We start from the raw sequence: 17,906 nt of genomic DNA on the forward strand, positions 1-17,906 counted from the left end.
ACTTTTTTGAAGTGAAAAATTTACATGAAATGTAAGAGGTGAGTGGAATACTCATCTCTATGTGTTTTTCAGCGGGAATAAGTGTATTTTGTCGATATTTTTGGAAAATATGGATAGCCGTAAAAAGCGCTGAAAGGCTTTAAAATGTCCTTGTTTAAGGGTTAATAGTCCAGTAAAACGTATTCTACCTGTCTGCTTTTTGCCAATTCTTCGTCAGAACATGGTTGATCGTCCTGGCACGGACTTTCGGTTTTGTTCTTGATCGATCCTACCGCCTGAATGCGATCAGGGTGAATTCCGCTTCGGGTGAGATATGTTTTTATACGTCCTGCCCGTCGAACCGACAGCCATGCATTGTATTCTTCGGTTCCCCTGGCATCGACATTACCGCGAATTTCGATCACTGCCGACGGATAATAGTTCATAAAGGCAATGAGCTGGTCGAGTTGCTCATAGTCGTTTTCTTCCAAATAAGAAGAGTTGGTGGAAAAGGACACTCTACTGATACCGGCGAGATCTTTCTTAAGGCGCTGGGTAATGATCTCGGCCTTTTGATCCAGGCTTCGCTGTTTCGCCATAACCGCTGCGATGCTGTCTTTTACCCGTTGTTCGATCTCTTTTACCGAGGGATCAGGGGCTACAGCAACGGGTTCTGTAGAGGCAAGAAGATCATCTTGCGGCGTCTCCTCCTTTTTAACGATACCTTTTGCACCATCTTTCAGATCACCACCATTACCTGCGAATAGCTTTTTGAAATCGGGCTTAAAGACTACACCTAAACCATGTTGTATATGGTTGTCATTGCCCTCGTCAAGTCCCCATTTTCCCAGTGTACTTAAATTCACGGCAAAACGCTCGTTGATCCAGAAATTGAATCCGCCACCCAGGTTAAAGGTAAGCTCATTGTTCCCGGCCAGCCGCTTTAATCCCATCCCGGTTTGCACATAGGGATCAAACCAACCTCTGGGATCTATGAGGTTTTTAAATCCGTATCCAACCAATCCGTCAAGGGCGTAGTAATTCCAGTCGGTTTGCTGCGCGAATCCATTCACCATAACATCTTCACTGTACCTGTTGTAACTGGCAAACCCCTGAAAGATCATTCCGTTGTCTAGCAGGTAGCCCAATGAAAAACGCGATGGAAAGGCTACGCTACTCCAATTGTCTGAAAAATTAAAGGCTTCACTACCTCCGGTACCGGAGTCGTCTATAAAGTTGAATCCGCCCCCTAATAACCATCCGTTTTCTGAGTATTGGGCGTGAAGCTGTCCGGTTGCCAAAAGAATGAACAATGAACACCACAGTACATGAAGGAATTTTTTCATAGTAAATAAGATTTTAAGTAGTTCTTAAAAAACATTCAGGGGGAAAGAATTTTCTATGAACCAGAAGTAACCTTTTTATTATAAGGTATTTCCGACTCTAAAAGTAATATTTCGTTGATTTATTCCCAATAGAAAATGAAAAAATTATGGAAAGGGGGGAGAAGGTAAAGGGGTAAAGGGATAAAGGGGTAAAGCCCTTCTTCGCTAAAGCTACGAAGGGTGAAAAGGGGAAAGGGGGAAAGAGGCTGTACGCTTTACGCCTTAAGCACTGGGGTGCTGAACGTGAATTTTAGATTTTACTCATTCCTGCATCCCTGAACCCCCGTATGCCCATATCCCGTACCTTACAAGAATTCAGTTTTCAGTCTTTACGCACTGCTCCCTATTTTATCCACCGCCTTGTTCTCCGAGACTACATAATTAAGGAGAAAGCTTTAGCGATGGATGACTCTCCACTCATTCAACCTATCGCAACACACTTTGTATTGCCAGGTGTTAATGGAAGATTTTAATCATTCAACCACGAAGGTTGTTTTGAATTTCACGGGTTTTAAGTCAGTAGTGAAGCCCTCGATACTCACCTCGTATATCCCGGGAATATCAGAAGTGAAAAAGTTAAATTCGGTTTCGTTCTCTTTTAGTTGGACATCCGGTTTCCAAAGTAATTGATGGCGGAAGTCAGGAATTTTAGTGTCTGTATCTGTATGCTGTTGTCTAAAGTACTGCTTGGCAGGTTGAGGCCTTTTGATTTTGGCAGAGAGATATTTTTGTTCTTTATACATTTCAAGGAATTCGTTATTGAAAGTGATCACATCGAAAATACCTTGAAAAACCTGCCCTCCGATGTTGACCTGTTCCCTGACTAAGCGTATGGTCTTCACATTTTTCATAGCAAATGCGATAAGGTCCTCGTGGTCCTTAACGACCAGTCCGTCGACAATCACCAAGGGTTTGTAACCGATCTTCGTATTCGTATTGCCAAAATCCCTGATAAATATGGCTTGTCTGTCATCCTTATCGGTATCGACCCAGGCGTCGTCAACGATCTCTACAAGGGTTTCTTTAAAGGAATTAAACCTGGTGTATTCATCGAGGTTATAATCTTTGGATGATGAACCGTAAAAGGGGATGTATGTCTCTGAAACCAATACGGTATCTGGTTTGAATTCAAAATATGCATTTTCTATCTGATTGTGAATGCTTCGCTCTTCTATGGCCTGCTTCATTTCGGGTTTCAGGGAAAAGGAATTACCCTGCTCTTCTGTAAAGGAAGGTGAAGGCAAAGGATTAAGAATGATCTCTGCTTCTTGTGGTGAAGCATTGGCCACCTGAAAATAGACTTCAGAACTCAGGTTGTTTGCATTCAGAGAAAATTGAAATTCACCCTTCTCATCAGTTTCAGCTATAGCTATTTCATATTGATCTCCCGGGATCGAGAAGAAAATACGCTGTTTCTCAAATGCTCCTGTTTCTTGCTTTGTAGCTAGTTTTCCGGAGATCAACTCTCCACGAAGTTCAGGAAGGAACTTTAATTGATCGATCTCTTCGATCCGCATTTTCCTGTAGTCTTCATTAAACTCTTCTGGTGTTAAATTTTCTTTGTAGACTAGAGATTCTGATGCTTTTCGTACAGAAATAGAGTAGTTGCCCAAGAAATAGGGGTCGGAGATGATCTTCAAATTAACCATCTCCCTGACCTTATAGTGATCCTTATTGGTAACTGCTATAAAAGGATCTTCTGAGCTTTTGATAGTTTGTAATGTACTGTTATTTGGGATGTTAGCATCCTGGCTATCCAGTTGATCGCTTAGGAATATCTCCTGGTTATTGGTATACGGATTAATGATCACCACCCGGTCCCGGAAAAATCTGTCTGATGGCCAATTCAGCATATAGCGGGTGTAGGCGGTAAGCGTATAGTATCCTGATTCAAGCGAGGTAGGCAAAAAGAAGTCTCCCTTACCTGTGCCGTTTTGAAGTTTTACCTTTTGGATGATCTTTCTGTTACCGTATTGATCCAGAAGTTCAATATACGCCATCTTACTTTTTGAAGAGAGGCTTTTCTCTTCCTTTGCAAGCGTGTATAATTTGTAATGCACATATTCCCCGGTGAGCATCACATTATGGGTGTAATGTACATAAACTCCTTCTGTACCCATGTGTTCGATGAGTGTGTCGGGAGAAGTACTATCTGAGGTCTGGGATGAAACCATAAAGGTTATCCATAAGAATAGCTGTGTGGTAAAAAAGTGTTTACTCATAGTGTTTAAAGTTATTCTTCGATCCAGAATTCGGGTATTTTAGTACTGCCTAGCAAAGTACAATCAATACATTGTTCAGGGGCTATATTGATAACTCCGGGTGGGTCTTCTGCAACAAAAAGGTATCTGCCGCTATTGATCCTGTCAAAAAGTACCGGATCATTTAATAGAAACCCTTCTCTTTCGCAACTTCCTAAGTAGGATATGTCGTTGCCAAAAATGTCCTTAAAACCAAAAAAGATCCTTTTTTCTGATACAGAAACAGTTTCAAAAAGTCCGATGACTTTAATATTCGGGTCGGTGTCATTTTGAATATTACCGGCAATAAGTCCGGGTTGTATTTGTGAGAACAGGTTGTCGCTACTTGAGAATTTTTTAAGCGTTTCGTAAAACTCATAAGATGTGCTGCTAATTGCGTATTGTCTTACGAGAATACTATACCTAATGGCAACTTTTCGAGCTCTTCTTTCAATGAAATTAACCGGTAGATCAACAACCTTGTTCTCCGAGAGCGAACTGGTCTCGGCCAGTAAAATAGTATTTGATCGTTCTGTAATGTAACAGGTCTTTTGTGAAGATTCCTTTTTGACCACTTCCAGTACCGGAGGGGTTTGGGAGGTGACCACCAGAGAGTCTTGTGGATTGAACCATGAATCGATGCGGTAGGTTTCTTCGTAGTCATACCTCAAGTATCCGGTATTAGCGTCTGAAAAACCATCAACAGTTATCTGTACGCCATCGGTACCGGAGAGGTCGGTGAATCTATTTGCTTTGATCTCTTCAATTTCTGAGGTATTGGTTAATGTAACGGGAGAAGACGAATATGAGGCTCCGTTCTCATCGGTTACAGTTAGTGTATACATAATTCCCCGGGATGGAGAAAACGGTATCGCGGAGACGTATAAACCTGGTTTTCGCTCTGTAAATTCATAATTATCGCCACTGTCTGATCTTACCGTAACCCGGGCTCCTGATACCTGTGAAGTTTCTTCTCCCGAAGAGAAGCTTCTGGAAAGGTAGATCTCATGCTGTTTAAATTCATCGGTGATGCTCGCATCGATCACCAGAATATTCTCGAATTCCGTAGTTTCTATCTCGAAGGGTTCTGTGCAAGAATTGACCATAACCAGCGCTATGAGAAGTAAGATCAATTCTTTTAAAGTATAATTAGGCATGTTACGGAGTCTTAAAATTTAATGTTGTAAGTGATCGACGGAACAGGGATGGCAAAAATGGAGCTTTTGTAGGCCTCCACCTCACCCGAATCGGTAACATAGAAAACCGAATACGGGTTATTCCTGCCCAGGGCATTATATATGGAAAGCGACCAAAAGCTGTGAGCGGCCTTTTTAAGCTTATGATTCCCCTCTATATTAAAAGCGAGATCCAGCCTGTAAAAATCAGGAATACGAAAACTGTTTCGGTCACTGTATACGGCGTATTGAGCACCGTTAAATGATATATTACCAACGGGTACAGTTACCGGCCTTCCTGTTTGATAAATAAAATTTGCAGAAAAGCTGAAACGCCTTGTAAATTTATAATTGGCAACCATGCTAAGATCGTGGGGCTTGTCAAAATTGGAGGGGAAGTATTCCCCATCATTTACCCGTTCTTCTTCAAACTCACTATCCAGCCTTAGTAATGACCTGGAATAGGTGTAGCCCAGCCAACCGTTGAGCCTTCCCTTATTTTTACGTATCAGGAATTCTACACCATACGACCTGCCATCTCCCTGGAGTACTTCGGATTCAACATTCTCGTTCAACAAGAGGTCTGCACCGGTTTTAAAGTCCAATACATTTGTACTGGTCTTGTAAAATCCCTCGAGGCTGATCTCATAGGCATCGGCGTCGATATTCTTGAATAATCCAAAAGAAAATTGCTGTCCGCGTTGGGGTTCTATGTTCAGGTCAGACAGTTTCCAGGTATCAATAGGAGATACCGTGGTGTTGTTGGTGAGCATATGGATGTATTGGATAGCGTTGTTGTATCCTGCCTTTACAGAAAAGCTGGGAGTGATCAAATATCTTATCCCTGCCCTGACCTCAGGACCTCCGTAGGTCTTTATGGGTTCATTTTTACCGTAATTGAGGGTGTCAGTGATGTTGGCTCTGTTTCGCGGATTCCCTTCAAGGTATTGAAATTGAGTACGTTCTCCCAGTGCTGAAAAAACAGAGAACCTTAAGCCTGCATCCACCGACAATTTTTTTGTCAGGTCATAATTAACCGAAGCGTATCCGGCCCCTTCCAAGGCCTTTTCCTGCTGTAAAGAAGTAGTTTGAACAGCAGATTCGGCATTTAAAGGCTTAATACTTCCGGGTTCTGAAACATACCATTTCCCCTCCAGGCCGTAATTCAAGCTCCAACCGCTGTTGTTAAGGTAGTTGAAATTGAACTTGGCGGTAGATTCATTCATGTTAAATCCGAGGTCAAAGTCATTATTAGCTCCTCTTTCGTATTCGATATTAAAACCGTAATTGCTATTGGTGACCTGTAGCTCACCAACATGCTTGTCGTTAAATCGATGTTGCCAGCGTAAGGCAAGTAAACGGTTGTTGTAAATAAAAAGGGAGTCAGAGGCTATACTGAAATCGTCATTGCTGTAATATGCAGTGGCAGTTAGCTCATTGTTCTCGTCAATGTCGTGAGCGTAATTAATCACCCCGTCATAGAAAGAAGCGCTACTATTTTGGAGCTCTTCATCGTCTAATTGTCTGAGTATCCAATTGGCATATGCCCCTCGTCCTCCGATCATGACCGAAGATTTTTCCTTGACTACAGGGATGTCTAATACCACATTCCCTGTTACAGGCCCTACGGAAGCTTCACCCCTTAATTTAGCATGATCTCTTTCCCTGATCTGCATATCAAATACCGAAGAAAGTCTGCCCCCGTATTTAGGAGGGATGTTTCCTTTATAAACATCAAGTTTACCAATGGAGAACGGATTGATAGCAGAAAATATCCCGAAAAAATGTTGCGGATTGTAGATCGTAGCTCCATCCAGCAGGATGAGATTTTGATCTGCACGACCACCCCGCACATTAAATCCGGTAGCACCTTCTCCTGCTGTCGATATTCCGGGAAGCGCCGTTGCTACCTTCATCACATCCCGTTCTCCCAGAACCAAGGGAATGGTTTTGCTTTCTTCGCTGCCTACCTCCTCACTTCCTCCCGATACCTCTTCAATATTACTGTAGATATCTCCTTCAACCACCACTTCTTCCAGTTGCTCTACACTTTCATTAAAACTCAGGTTGAGGTAACCATCGTTAAAAATAATGACCTCTTTTTTATCAGACTCATAACCAAGTCCTCTGAAGTTTAATAGGTTGCGTCCTGCGCTTAGAGAGATCGAATAGGTGCCGGTTTCATTGGTGACACCTAAAACTATGTTATTTGATGTTAGAATCGACATGTCGGGAATAGCATTACCTGAGACGGCATCGGTGATACGGCCTTTTAAAATGTAGCTCTTCTTATCATTTGCCTTGTCTTCCTTGCCGATCCTTATCGTTTCTGTTTTTACAGTTGTAAGGTTCGGTGATGACTGGTAGAATATAGGGGAGGCGTTATTTGCAGGGTTGGCTGCTAATGGTGCTTTCTCTTCCTTGCCAAAGAATCCTTCCGGTAGTTCATCGTAAATACTATTATTCTTGGTGAGGATAATTCGTCCCGGTTCATAGATAAAGTAGTTTATGGAGTTATCCTTCAGCAGGTCCTCAAGTATAAATTCAAGATCCTTTTCCCGGTATGACTTGTTGATTAAATCGTTCGAAAACCATTGGGGATAGAAGTAGGTGGTGTATCCCGTTACTTCATCCAGTTGAGAAAATGCCTGAGCAAGGGTGACCCCATTGAATGCTATGGAGATCTTGTCGCTCTTGAATTGAGCTATAGATAGATGAAAACAGAACAGGGAACATATAATGATCAAAGATCCTTTCATGATGGGCTATTTAGTTAATTCAAGAAAAAGCAGGTTATAAAAAGTGTCCTGGTCCTTACCATAGGCCTTCCGTAGGTCTTTATAAACCTTATTTACGGTTTTTGTTTGTTCAGGAAATAGGTCTTTCCATTGCCTTTTAGAATTTGCTTTATATAGCTCCTTGTTGTGGTAAATAAAGTAATCGGTTGTTTCGGTATATTCTGTGATCACCAATTCTTCTCCGCGAATATCATTTTTCTTTTTACCGTGTTTTTTGAGTAGCATCCGTTCCTTACCCTTCGCGATCAGTTCCAGGTATCCCGGGTCGACCCCGTTGGACGATGTATTTGGCAGACGAATAAAATGGTGATCTTGGATGTGGAATTCACTCACGTGTTCTTTTACGAGCTTAACCACTAAAGCCGATGCATTGTATTTTGGGGTGATAACAAGCTGATCACTGAAAGTATTGTACTTTATATTTTGATCGAAATAGGGTTGTCCTTTGAATACGACCTTTCCCTTGCTAAAACCGTCTATCAAAAAATAAGGATGTGTATTGGTCCTATTCTCGAATTTCTCAATGAGCAAGGGGCCGTTGTAAAGTTCCATGTTCTGCTCTCCGATCTGATAGTCGAAAGCGGCGTAGGCCCTGGAGAGATTCTGGTCTTCCTGTGCGTAAATATTAAATGACCAGCAACAAAACAACACGCACCATAAGGATGCCATGCTAATTTTCGTATTAAGTGAATCCTGCCGGGATGGATACCCTGCAATAAGTTTCCGCATAAGTTTCTTTTTCTGCAATTTGTCTGTAAAGTTATGCGCTTTCTTACGTATTGTAAAACAATATGATACAAACTTTTCTTATAAAGATGAACGATTAGCTCCCTGGGTAGGCAGCCAGGCGGGTAAAGAAGTAAAGCCCTTCTTCGCTAAAGCTACGAAGGGTGATAAGCTAAAGGAGGGAGGCTGTACGCTGTATGCCGTAAGCTTCGAGGTATAAATTATGAATGATAGATCTAACGCATCCCTGCATCCCACTTGAGTTCTAAGTCTTCAGTTCGCAGTTTTTTACTCCCCACTCTCTACTCTCCATTCTCCACTCTCCATTCTCCACTCTCTACTCCCCACTAAATTTAAAAATGAAGATCTTGATAAATAATTGCGCTTATAGTGATGAAAATCAGTTTGTTGGGCGGTGTTTTGTGTTATATTCAAAAGGTGCTTTCTCAGATAGAACTGTCAAAGCCGGCATGGTAGAGCACCTATGCTAAACCAATAATTTAAATCCGGAGTTATGACCATCGATCATTTGGAAGAACGGGTAAAAGACTACACCATCTCTTTGGAAAAGGTACTCCTAAAGAAGAAAGAATGGCAAACCAAATCCCGGCCGAGTATTCTGCGTACCCTGGAGGAGATACATTCCAGGTTCCCCATCGGGTGGGCCGTGCAGCAGTTTAATTGGATGTGGTATAACGAAGCGGTGAATATCACCTTTAAATCGCTCCCGGAAACCCTGCAGGACCTGGCTGTTGAATCGGGAGACGGAGAGCTCATCAAAGGCGGAGCCCTGGTGTTTTCGCAGTTGCATAACGGCGATATTTCGGTGATCGTACTCTTCCCTTTTGCAGATCCGGTAGCTGCCGATAGCGGTAGCCTGGACCTTGGTACCTACAGGCCGGATCAGATCACCGAAAAGCTGGTCATCGAAAAGGTGGATGAATTTTTAAAGGAAATGATCAGATGGGAAGCACCCACTCCCAGAGATAAGATCGGATTTGTTTCGTGATCGATACCATAAAGGCCAATAGCGAACGATATTAATAAAGAGGAGTAGGTTGTGGAAAACATCACCAAAAATGCAGCGCAGATCCTTACTGAGCGCTATCTCCTGCGGGATCAGAGCGGAAGGATCATCGAGGATGCCGATGGACTTTTTCGGAGGGTAGCCCATGCCGTTGCACAGGCCGAATTGTCAAATGCAGCACATTGGGAACAGCTCTTTTACGACATGATGCGCAGCCTGTTGTTCCTGCCTAATAGTCCGACCCTTATGAATGCCGGATTGCCCGGCGGACAATTAAGTGCGTGCTTTGTGCTTCCTGTGAACGATAGCCTGGAAAGCATTTTCAGGACCCTTGGGCAGGCCTCGCTTATTCATCAAAGCGGAGGAGGTACCGGTTATAATTTTTCAGCGATCAGGCCAAAAGGAAGTATGATCAGCGCCTCCCGGGGTACGTCATCAGGGCCATTGGCCTTTATGAGTATCTACGACGAGGCCACCCGTCATGTAAAGCAGGGAGGTAAGCGACGCGGGGCCAATATGGGGATTCTCAATATCGATCACCCCGATATTGAGGTATTTATTAATGCCAAGCTCGATGGGGACCGATTTACTAATTTTAACCTGTCTGTGGCAATTACAGATGCCTTTATGAAGGCAGTAAACGCTGGGGGACTATGGGAACTTCGTGACCCGAATACAGGTAAGGTTACTAAGAGGTTACCTGCTCAAATGCTCTGGGAAATGATCGTTCATGCGGCATGGGCTTGTGGTGATCCGGGACTCGTATTTCTGGATACGATCAATCGCAAGGGTCCCTTTGAAGAAGATCACCCTATTTCCAGTACGAATCCGTGTGGAGAGGTGCCCCTGGAAAACTATGAAAGTTGTAACCTGGGATCGGTTAACCTTTCAAAAATGGTATTGCAGGGAGCTCAAGACTCCAATGTTGATTGGAAGAAGCTCCGTCAAACCGTTCACCATGCCATACGCTTTTTAGATAACGTGATCACGGTTAATCAGTACCCTTTGCCAGAGGTTAAAAAAGCGACACTTCGCAACAGGAAGATAGGACTTGGCGTGATGGGATGGGCAGAAATGCTTTTGGAACTTGACGTCCCTTATGCTTCTCAACAGGCTGTAGCCCTGGCAGGGCGGTTAATGAAGTTTATTCAGGAAGAGAGTTATGCGGCCTCCACAACACTTGCATCAGAGCGGGGTGTGTTCCCATCGTGGGAAGAAAGCAGGTTCTACCCCGACCGGCCAATGAGAAATGCCACCTGCAATAGTATTGCTCCTACCGGTACTATTGGAGTGATCGCCGACACTTCTTATGCTATTGAGCCTTTATATGCCCTTTCGTTCAGGCGGATGGGTATTCTCGAAGGCAAAATTCAGTCGGTGTACATTCCCTTGGTGCGGGAAAAACTGGAGGCATACGGCTTATGGGACGATCGCACCCAACGTTTGGTTACAGAACGGGGAAGTCTGTCTGAAGCTCACTGGATAACCGACCATATAAGAGCGCTATTTAAGACCAGCCTTGAGATCCCCTGGGAAATGCATCTTGCGCATCAACAGGCCTTTCAGCAATACACCGATAATGCGGTCTCAAAGACCATTAACCTGCCGGAGAACACGCCTGAACGCGTTATCGGTGAGATCTATAAAAAGGCCTGGGAAGACCAACTCAAAGGGATCACCGTATACCGTGACCACAGCAAGTCAACACAAGTACTCCATAAAAGTTGCGGGATCTACCCGGCCACTTGTTAGAACATAATGTCGTGATACACCATATGCTTCAACTCCTTGGGAAGCGATGAACGTATGTCTTCCATTTCACCCAAAGAGATATACCTGCGAAGGGCGATAAAGGTGGTGAGGATGTAGTTTTCTGCTTGTTCATCAGATCCGAAGTCATTTACAGAGGTCTGGCCGTCCATACTTCGGGCAAGATCGATAAAATCGGTAAGCGTCTTTACCTTGTCTCTCTGCTTACCTGGAGACCATCCGTTTACATATACCGCTTTAAGGAACATCGGAAACTGTGCTATGAACTGAAAAGACTCTTCAATGGGAATGACCTCCCGCAAGGCATGGAGTATACTGCTTAGTATGCGTCCGGCCTTATCCCTGTCGTCTGGCATGTTGAGATCTCTGGCATACGCCTTTAAAAAGGTGTTGCCTTCTGTAGCGTAATTGTTGAAATTTAGTGACATGATCATAGAATTTAACGTGTTTGAAGAATGTAGACAGAAACCCCCGATCATAAAATGATACCCGTCAATCCGGAGCTTTTTTTAGAGGTAAAAGTATGACTTTCAGTGGTTTTAATATAGGTGTGTAACTTTTGTTACACGGATAGTGCAATTAAAATGATAGATTAGAAGCTGATTTTTGTATTGCAGGATCGCAAGTGGGTATTTGATACCGGTAAAATATATCAGTCTCAAGGGTGAGATACCATCAATACCCCTGATAGCATCTAATGCTCTGAATGCTTCAAAATATCACAACCAAAAAAAATGCCTTATGAAAACAACGTTATACACCGCTTTGACGGCGATCTTATTATTGCTGTCTGCAGCAACTGTTAATGCACAGAACGATGCCACATACAACTACGTGGTCCTGACCAAGAAAGTTCCCCAGTTACAACCTATTCTGATCACGGCAGAAAAACTTCAGGAAGAAGACGAAGCCCAATATGGTGAGTTTCATGTGGTGATCTGCGGACAAGGGATCGGGGAGATCACTGATCCGGAGAAAATCAATAAATTTATAGCAAGGGCAAACCAATTGGGAGTTAAACTCATTGCATGCGGATTTTCCCTGAACAAGTTCAAGGTAGACCGGGCTGCGGTGCCAAAAGAAATGGAGATCGTCGAGAATGGGATCCTCTATAACTTTCAGCTACAGAAAAAAGGTTTTATAAGTCTCGGATTATAACCTCATACCACTTTACGAAAATCAACACCTATGAAATTAATTATGAAAACATTCCTGACGCCTGTTCTTCTTTTGGTCATGGTCTTTTCGTTTACGTCCTGTAAGCAGGAAAAGGATGGAAGAATGGCAAAATTAGAAGCAGTTCAGGATACCCTTAGTATTACCATCCTGCAAACGGCCGACATTCACGGACAGCTGGATCCGCATCCCGAACTTTTTTGGGAAGACAGCACTATCATGTTCAAGGAAAGGGGAGGTTTGGCCAACATAAAAACCCTCTTTGATATGGAGCGTAAGGCCAATCCCGGCCGTACCATCGTGGTCGATGGGGGCGACCTGATCCAGGGCAGTGGCTATGCGGCCTTGTCTGAAGGAAAGGTCATGACCGAACTCATTAAAAATATGAATTACGATCTCATCGTACCGGGAAACTGGGAAGTAGTTTACGGGAAAAAGAATATGCTCGAGATCCTTAAAGGATACGATACCGAGGTGATCGTACAGAACATGTATCACGACGATAATAAAGAGCCTTTATTTCCGCCTTACTGGATCAAGGAGATCGAGGGTGTAAAGATCGGGTTTGTCGGTCTTAACGATCCGGCCGTGCCTGTTCGTCAAAACCCGATCTTTAGTAAGGGAATCGGATTCTCAGGAATCGATGGTGAACTGGAAGCAACCCTTAATAAGCTTAAAGAAAAGGAAGGGGTCGATGTACTCTTTTTGGTGACCCATATAGGCGTATTCAAACAATTGGCACTGGCCAGTAACCCGGTAGCCAAGAATGTAGATTATATTTTAGGAAACGATACCCATGAGCGCATTCGCGATTTGTTTCAGGGAAAATACGCCAAGGTTACTGAGCCCGGGGCTTTCGGTTCTTTTGTAGGGAAATTGACACTTGATTTTGTCGATGGCAAACTGGTGAACGACCACTATGAGCTTATCGATGTAGATCCTGAGCAATTCCCCGCCGACCCTGAATTACAGGCTATGGTGGATAAGGCGAAGGCTCCATACAGGGAGGAGATGGAAACCGTGATCGGGTACACCAGTACCCCGCTGTTTCGGTACCTCACCGTAGAGAATCCGATGGACAATATGATCACCGATGCCGCGCGCTGGAAAACCGGGGTCGATATCTCAATTTCTAATGGTTTCCGGTTTGGGAATCCCATAGTGCCTCAGGAGGGGAAGCCTGCACCTATTACGCGTGCCAATCTCTGGAACCTACTGCCGGTGAATGAGAAGATCAAGACAGGAAAAGCCAGCGGAAAGCAGATCGTTGACTGGCTGGAACAGGAAATGCACAATGCCTTTGCCCAGGAAGCTACAGAACGCTTTGGGGGGTGGCTGGTGCGCTTTTCAGGGATGAAGGTGGTCTTTGATAGTAGTAAGCCTAAAGGAGAGCGTATACAGGAGATCATTGTGAATGGTGAACCATTGACAGCAGATGCGTATTACAGTATCTCTGCCTGTGTTCGTCCGGGTGATCCACTGGATAACCTCTGCCGAATGCCCAATGTGAAAGATGTAGAGGTAATGGATTATACCATCCACGATGTCGTTGAAGAATACCTGAAGATACATTCTCCGGTATCGCCGGTACTTGAAGGAAGGGCCTATGATCCTTCCCTTGGAAAATATTCATTCTCTACAGTTCCGGGAACCGAATATGTATTCCAATAAACTGGAAACCAAATGAGAAAAGAGCGCTCAGACTTTTGAGGTTTCCCCCGCCTTAGGGACTTGAGAACCAAGGGCCACTTGGCTCCGGATGTCGTAAGATATCCGGAGTTTTTTTATGCCTGGAACCCAGGATGTGGATAAGGTTAGGTGAGTTGCCTGATCAATTTGCTGAAGGATCATCAATTATTATAAGTGAAATCCTCAGGATTAAGAAGTATTTAACAATGCTTTCGTGAAATAATCAGGTAATTTGAGGGAAAATTAAACTAACTAACTATCATGATGAGATCAAGATTAGGCTTAGGCCTTCTCATGGCAGCCTGCTTTCTTGGATCTTCTTGTTCTTCGGGAGAACCGCTATTCTCCGGGAAAAGCAAGAAACAAGAGCCGGCACCCGCTAAGAAAGAGAAAAAGAACGGCATCAAACCTTTTGGTAAAGTAATTACTTCGGCAGCCGAAAAGGACGAAGGACTTTTTACCGTGTACACCGAAGGAGAAAAGATGTATTACGAGATCCCCGACAGCCTATTTGGCAGAGAGATGCTCATGGTAACCCGCATCGCTAAAACGGCCACCAATATCGGATTCGGTGGAGGAAAGGCCAATACCCAGGTATTGCGCTGGGAAAAGAAGCCCACCAAGGTACTGCTCAGGGTGGTTTCTCACCAGATCTACGCTGCCGATTCCCTGCCTATTCATGAGGCGGTGGTCAACTCGAACCTGGAACCTATACTACACAGCTTTGACATCGAGGCGCTTGGAAAAGACTCTACTTCTGTAGTGGTTCAGGTGAACGACTTGTTCGAAAAAGATGTAAAGGCGCTCGGACTACCAGGATCTTACAGAGATCGCTACAAAGTAAGTACTACCGATGGAGATCGTTCTTACATAGAAAGCTTAAAGAGTTTCCCGCTCAATATTGAAGCCCGTCACGTAAAAACATACAAGGCTAAGAATCCGCCTTCCAACCAAAGCCTTGGTTCGATCACCGTAGAGATGAACAACTCTATGGTGCTGCTGCCAAAGGAGCCTATGCAAAGAAGGTACTTTGATCAAAGAGTAGGTTGGTTCGCGCGCGGACAGGTAGACTACGGACTCGATGTACAGGAAAGTAAGACCGTGCGTTACCTGGACCGTTGGAGACTGGAGGTTAAAGATGAAGACCTTGATAAATTCAACAGGGGAGAGCTTGTAGAGCCTAAGAAACCTATTGTGTATTATATAGACCGTGCCACTCCTGAAAAATGGAGAAAATACATCAAGCAAGGTATTGAAGACTGGCAGGTGGCTTTTGAAGCGGCAGGATTTAAGAATGCGATCCTGGCAAAAGACCCGCCTTCTAAGGAAGAAGATCCTGATTGGTCGCCGGAAGACGTGCGTTATTCTGTTGTGCGTTACCTGGCCTCTCCAATTCCTAATGCCAATGGACCTCACGTTAGTGACCCCCGTAGTGGTGAGATCCTGGAGTCAGATATCAACTGGTACCACAATGTAATGACCCTGCTTAAGAACTGGTTCTTTGTGCAGACTTCAGCCATTAATCCAGATGCGCAGAAGGTCGAATTCGACGATGAGGTGATGGGGCGTCTTATTCGTTTTGTGTCTTCCCATGAGGTAGGACACACCCTCGGATTGCCGCACAATATGGGGAGTAGCGTTGCTTATCCTGTAGATTCCCTGCGTTCGGCAACCTTTACCAAAAAGTATGGTACAGCACCATCGATCATGGATTATGCGCGTTTTAATTACGTAGCACAGCCCGGAGACGAAGGGGTGGCACTAATGCCGGAGATCGGAGTGTATGATAAGTACGCCATCGAGTGGGGTTACCGACCGATTCCAGGAAAAACAGCTATAGAAGAAAAGGAGACCCTAGACCAATGGATCATGGCCCATGCCGGAGACCCATTATATCGTTTTGGGCGTCAGCAGTGGACCGTGGTAGATCCGAGTTCACAGACCGAAGACCTGGGAGACGATGCTGTAAAAGCAAGTGATTACGGAATCGAAAACCTCAAGCGCATTGTGCCGAACCTGATCAAGTGGACCTACGAGAAAGGAGAGAACTATGAGAAGCTGGAGCAAATGTACGGTCAGGTACTTTCCCAGTTCAACAGGTATATGGGACATGTGAGTAATAATATAGGCGGGGTTTATGAAAACTATAAAACCTACGACCAGGAAGGTGCCGTATACACCCACGTACCTAAAGCGCATCAGAAAAAGGCCATGGACTTCCTCCAAAGACAACTTTTCGCTACGCCAGAATGGATGCTTGATGCCGATATCCTTAGTAGGATCGAGCACGACGGTAGCGTAGAGCGTATTCGTAAGTTGCAAACCCGTACTCTGAACAATGTGCTTGACTTTGGACGTATGGCCAGGATCATCGAGAATGAAGCTATTTACGGAAATGAGGCGTATACCATCAAGGAAATGATGAGCGAGCTTAGAGACGGAATCTTCAGCGAATTACGCAGAGGCCGCACTATAGATACGTATCGTCGTAACTTGCAGCGCGCTTATGTGGAGCGCTTGGGTTACCTCATGCATGAGGAGCAACAGCAAAGCCGCAGAACGGCAAGTGCTATCGATGCCAGCCAGTCGGATATCAGATCCATAGCAAGAGCAGAGCTCAATACCCTGCGTTCGCAGGTGAGCAGCGCTATTAACCGTACCGGTGATCTTATGAGTAAATATCACCTGAGAGACCTCAGAGATCGTATCGATGAGACCTTAGAGCCTAAAAGCTAAAGTGCGATAAAAGCTAAACAAAGACCCGGTTGCTATTCAACCGGGTTTTTTTATGACCGGTTGTTGAGGTTTCAATTGTGCCCGGGACATGAGTTCCATTAAAAACAGAGAGCAGAGGAACGAAGGCTGAGCAGTGTAATTTTTCGAAGGATGAGAACAAAGGCAAGCGGCATAAAAAAGCCCGGCATAAATAACCGGGCTTTTTGGGTTAGGAGAACCAAATGGTAGATCCTTATTATCTGAATGTTTAGGTACTAAAGGAGTTTAAGTATTACCCTTCGGTATTGATGTATACTTTTATTTAGAATTCACAACTTAAAAATTGAACGATACGGTCCGATAGTTAATTCGAAAACTCTGATTCAGTACTTTCATCTAATCCATCCTCTACCAGATCATAGATCTCTTCATTGTTTTCTTCGTTGATCAGGATAATGCCCTGACCGTTGGTTTTTGCATTATCCAACATGGCAACGGGCACATTGCTAAACCATACATAGGGATCAAGAACAATAGAACCGAACACGGTGGTTCCTTCTTCCATAGTCATGGTTTGTTCGGTCTCTGCTTCGAATGTCTCTCCCGAATTGAATTCAAATCTGATGGGCGATGAGGTCCCGTCGGTGCGTACATAGGTGCCCACAAGCATAATAGCAGGTTGGGCATCTTCATCTCTTAATTCCACTTCTATATTCACATAAGAATAGTCTCCGGAAGGAATAACAATGTCATTCATTGGAGGTGCAACCATTCCTGTATTAAAGTCAAATTTCGAAAAGCGTTCTACCTGGCGTTCAATGGAAGTTCCGCGAACCAAAGTACCGTCAAATTCGATCTCGCTTACCCAAAGATGGCCGGCATTAAAGTTGAGGTTTCCTGCGAACTTAGCAACCGTCTCCCGAGATTTACTCTGTGTTGGTGGAACCAGGGAAGCGCTTATTTCAAGGGTGGAAGTTCCGGAACCAATATCGTCGAGCGTATCTTTAGAGCAGCCGGCGATGGATCCTGCAGCCAGTAAGGCGATACATAAGTAGGATATTTTCAGGGATTTAAATGCTTTCATTTTGCAATGTCGTTTTATTTGTGAGTTCTTAGTTTGTTCTATGCTGTAATTACAACATATGGCCCTTTAAATAGATAACAACCGGTAGTTGCATTTTTACCCATTCGAAGGAATTTTTTTTCTTTATTTAAATGATCGGTCA

Annotated in this window: 12 protein-coding genes; 5 read left to right on the top strand and 7 right to left on the bottom strand. The window is 44.1% G+C overall.

The window, feature by feature from the left end; translation table 11 throughout:
* Positions 1 to 161: 161 nt before the first annotated feature.
* From IS446_RS05175 to IS446_RS05195, 5 genes are all read right to left on the bottom strand, one after another.
* Complete coding sequence (locus tag IS446_RS05175; protein ID WP_203058945.1) at positions 162 to 1,325, bottom strand: OmpA family protein; 1,164 nt, start codon at positions 1,323 to 1,325, stop codon at positions 162 to 164.
* A gap of 512 nt (positions 1,326 to 1,837) precedes the next feature.
* Entirely contained in the window at positions 1,838 to 3,586 is a 1,749-nt protein-coding gene (locus IS446_RS05180) for a hypothetical protein (RefSeq protein ID WP_203058946.1), read from the bottom strand.
* An 11-nt stretch (positions 3,587 to 3,597) separates the two neighbouring features.
* Positions 3,598 to 4,761: a DUF4249 domain-containing protein gene (locus tag IS446_RS05185; protein WP_203058947.1), complete on the bottom strand. Its 1,164-nt coding sequence runs from the start codon at positions 4,759 to 4,761 to the stop codon at positions 3,598 to 3,600.
* A gap of 11 nt (positions 4,762 to 4,772) precedes the next feature.
* Positions 4,773 to 7,538, bottom strand: coding sequence for a TonB-dependent receptor (locus IS446_RS05190; protein ID WP_203058948.1), 2,766 nt, complete (start codon positions 7,536 to 7,538; stop codon positions 4,773 to 4,775).
* A 6-nt stretch (positions 7,539 to 7,544) separates the two neighbouring features.
* A complete protein-coding gene (locus IS446_RS05195; protein ID WP_203058949.1) occupies positions 7,545 to 8,246 on the bottom strand; it encodes a hypothetical protein in 702 nt (233 codons plus the stop codon).
* A gap of 571 nt (positions 8,247 to 8,817) precedes the next feature.
* On the opposite strand from IS446_RS05195, the gene IS446_RS05200 reads away from it, so the two are divergent.
* Positions 8,818 to 9,312 (top strand): hypothetical protein, encoded by a 495-nt coding sequence (locus IS446_RS05200; RefSeq protein WP_203058950.1) that lies wholly within the window; start codon positions 8,818 to 8,820, stop codon positions 9,310 to 9,312.
* Positions 9,313 to 9,363: 51 nt separating this feature from the next.
* Positions 9,364 to 11,082, top strand: a complete 1,719-nt coding sequence (locus IS446_RS05205) for an adenosylcobalamin-dependent ribonucleoside-diphosphate reductase (RefSeq protein ID WP_317192170.1) — start codon at positions 9,364 to 9,366, stop codon at positions 11,080 to 11,082.
* Here the strand turns inward: IS446_RS05205 and IS446_RS05210 are convergent.
* A complete protein-coding gene (locus IS446_RS05210) occupies positions 11,079 to 11,528 on the bottom strand; it encodes a DUF2267 domain-containing protein (protein ID WP_203058951.1) in 450 nt (149 codons plus the stop codon). The two genes, IS446_RS05205 and IS446_RS05210, sit on opposite strands and share 4 nt — an antisense overlap.
* A gap of 313 nt (positions 11,529 to 11,841) precedes the next feature.
* Here IS446_RS05210 and IS446_RS05215 point away from each other — a divergent pair, with 313 nt between their 5' ends.
* From IS446_RS05215 to IS446_RS05225, 3 genes are all read left to right on the top strand, one after another.
* Positions 11,842 to 12,258 (top strand): sulfur reduction protein DsrE, encoded by a 417-nt coding sequence (locus IS446_RS05215; RefSeq protein WP_203058952.1) that lies wholly within the window; start codon positions 11,842 to 11,844, stop codon positions 12,256 to 12,258.
* Positions 12,259 to 12,300: 42 nt separating this feature from the next.
* Complete coding sequence (locus IS446_RS05220) at positions 12,301 to 13,947, top strand: bifunctional metallophosphatase/5'-nucleotidase (protein ID WP_203058985.1); 1,647 nt, start codon at positions 12,301 to 12,303, stop codon at positions 13,945 to 13,947.
* Positions 13,948 to 14,229: 282 nt separating this feature from the next.
* The gene (locus IS446_RS05225) at positions 14,230 to 16,701 is read left to right on the top strand and encodes a zinc-dependent metalloprotease (protein WP_449619086.1); all 2,472 of its coding nucleotides are present in this window, start codon (positions 14,230 to 14,232) and stop codon (positions 16,699 to 16,701) included.
* A gap of 343 nt (positions 16,702 to 17,044) precedes the next feature.
* Here IS446_RS05225 and IS446_RS05230 read toward each other — a convergent pair whose 3' ends face one another.
* Positions 17,045 to 17,764 carry a hypothetical protein gene (locus IS446_RS05230; RefSeq protein WP_203058954.1) on the bottom strand — a complete coding sequence of 240 codons (720 nt, stop codon included), beginning with the start codon at positions 17,762 to 17,764 and terminating at the stop codon, positions 17,045 to 17,047.
* Positions 17,765 to 17,906 lie beyond the last annotated feature (142 nt).

The organism is Robertkochia sediminum (assembly GCF_016786255.1).
Lineage (GTDB): Bacteria > Bacteroidota > Bacteroidia > Flavobacteriales > Flavobacteriaceae > Robertkochia > Robertkochia sediminum.

Bases quoted from the DNA above. Each gene is read 5' to 3' on its own strand.
- IS446_RS05200 (WP_203058950.1), top strand. From the start codon at position 8,818: ATGACCATCGATCATTTGGAAGAACGGGTAAAAGACTACACCATCTCT.
- IS446_RS05210 (WP_203058951.1), bottom strand. From the start codon at position 11,528: ATGTCACTAAATTTCAACAATTACGCTACAGAAGGCAACACCTTTTTA.
- IS446_RS05215 (WP_203058952.1), top strand. From the start codon at position 11,842: ATGAAAACAACGTTATACACCGCTTTGACGGCGATCTTATTATTGCTG.
- IS446_RS05180 (WP_203058946.1), bottom strand. From the start codon at position 3,586: ATGAGTAAACACTTTTTTACCACACAGCTATTCTTATGGATAACCTTT.
- IS446_RS05230 (WP_203058954.1), bottom strand. From the start codon at position 17,764: ATGAAAGCATTTAAATCCCTGAAAATATCCTACTTATGTATCGCCTTA.
- IS446_RS05225 (WP_449619086.1), top strand. From the start codon at position 14,230: ATGAGATCAAGATTAGGCTTAGGCCTTCTCATGGCAGCCTGCTTTCTT.
- IS446_RS05175 (WP_203058945.1), bottom strand. From the start codon at position 1,325: ATGAAAAAATTCCTTCATGTACTGTGGTGTTCATTGTTCATTCTTTTG.
- IS446_RS05195 (WP_203058949.1), bottom strand. From the start codon at position 8,246: ATGGCATCCTTATGGTGCGTGTTGTTTTGTTGCTGGTCATTTAATATT.
- IS446_RS05220 (WP_203058985.1), top strand. From the start codon at position 12,301: ATGAAAACATTCCTGACGCCTGTTCTTCTTTTGGTCATGGTCTTTTCG.
- IS446_RS05185 (WP_203058947.1), bottom strand. From the start codon at position 4,761: ATGCCTAATTATACTTTAAAAGAATTGATCTTACTTCTCATAGCGCTG.
- IS446_RS05190 (WP_203058948.1), bottom strand. From the start codon at position 7,538: ATGAAAGGATCTTTGATCATTATATGTTCCCTGTTCTGTTTTCATCTA.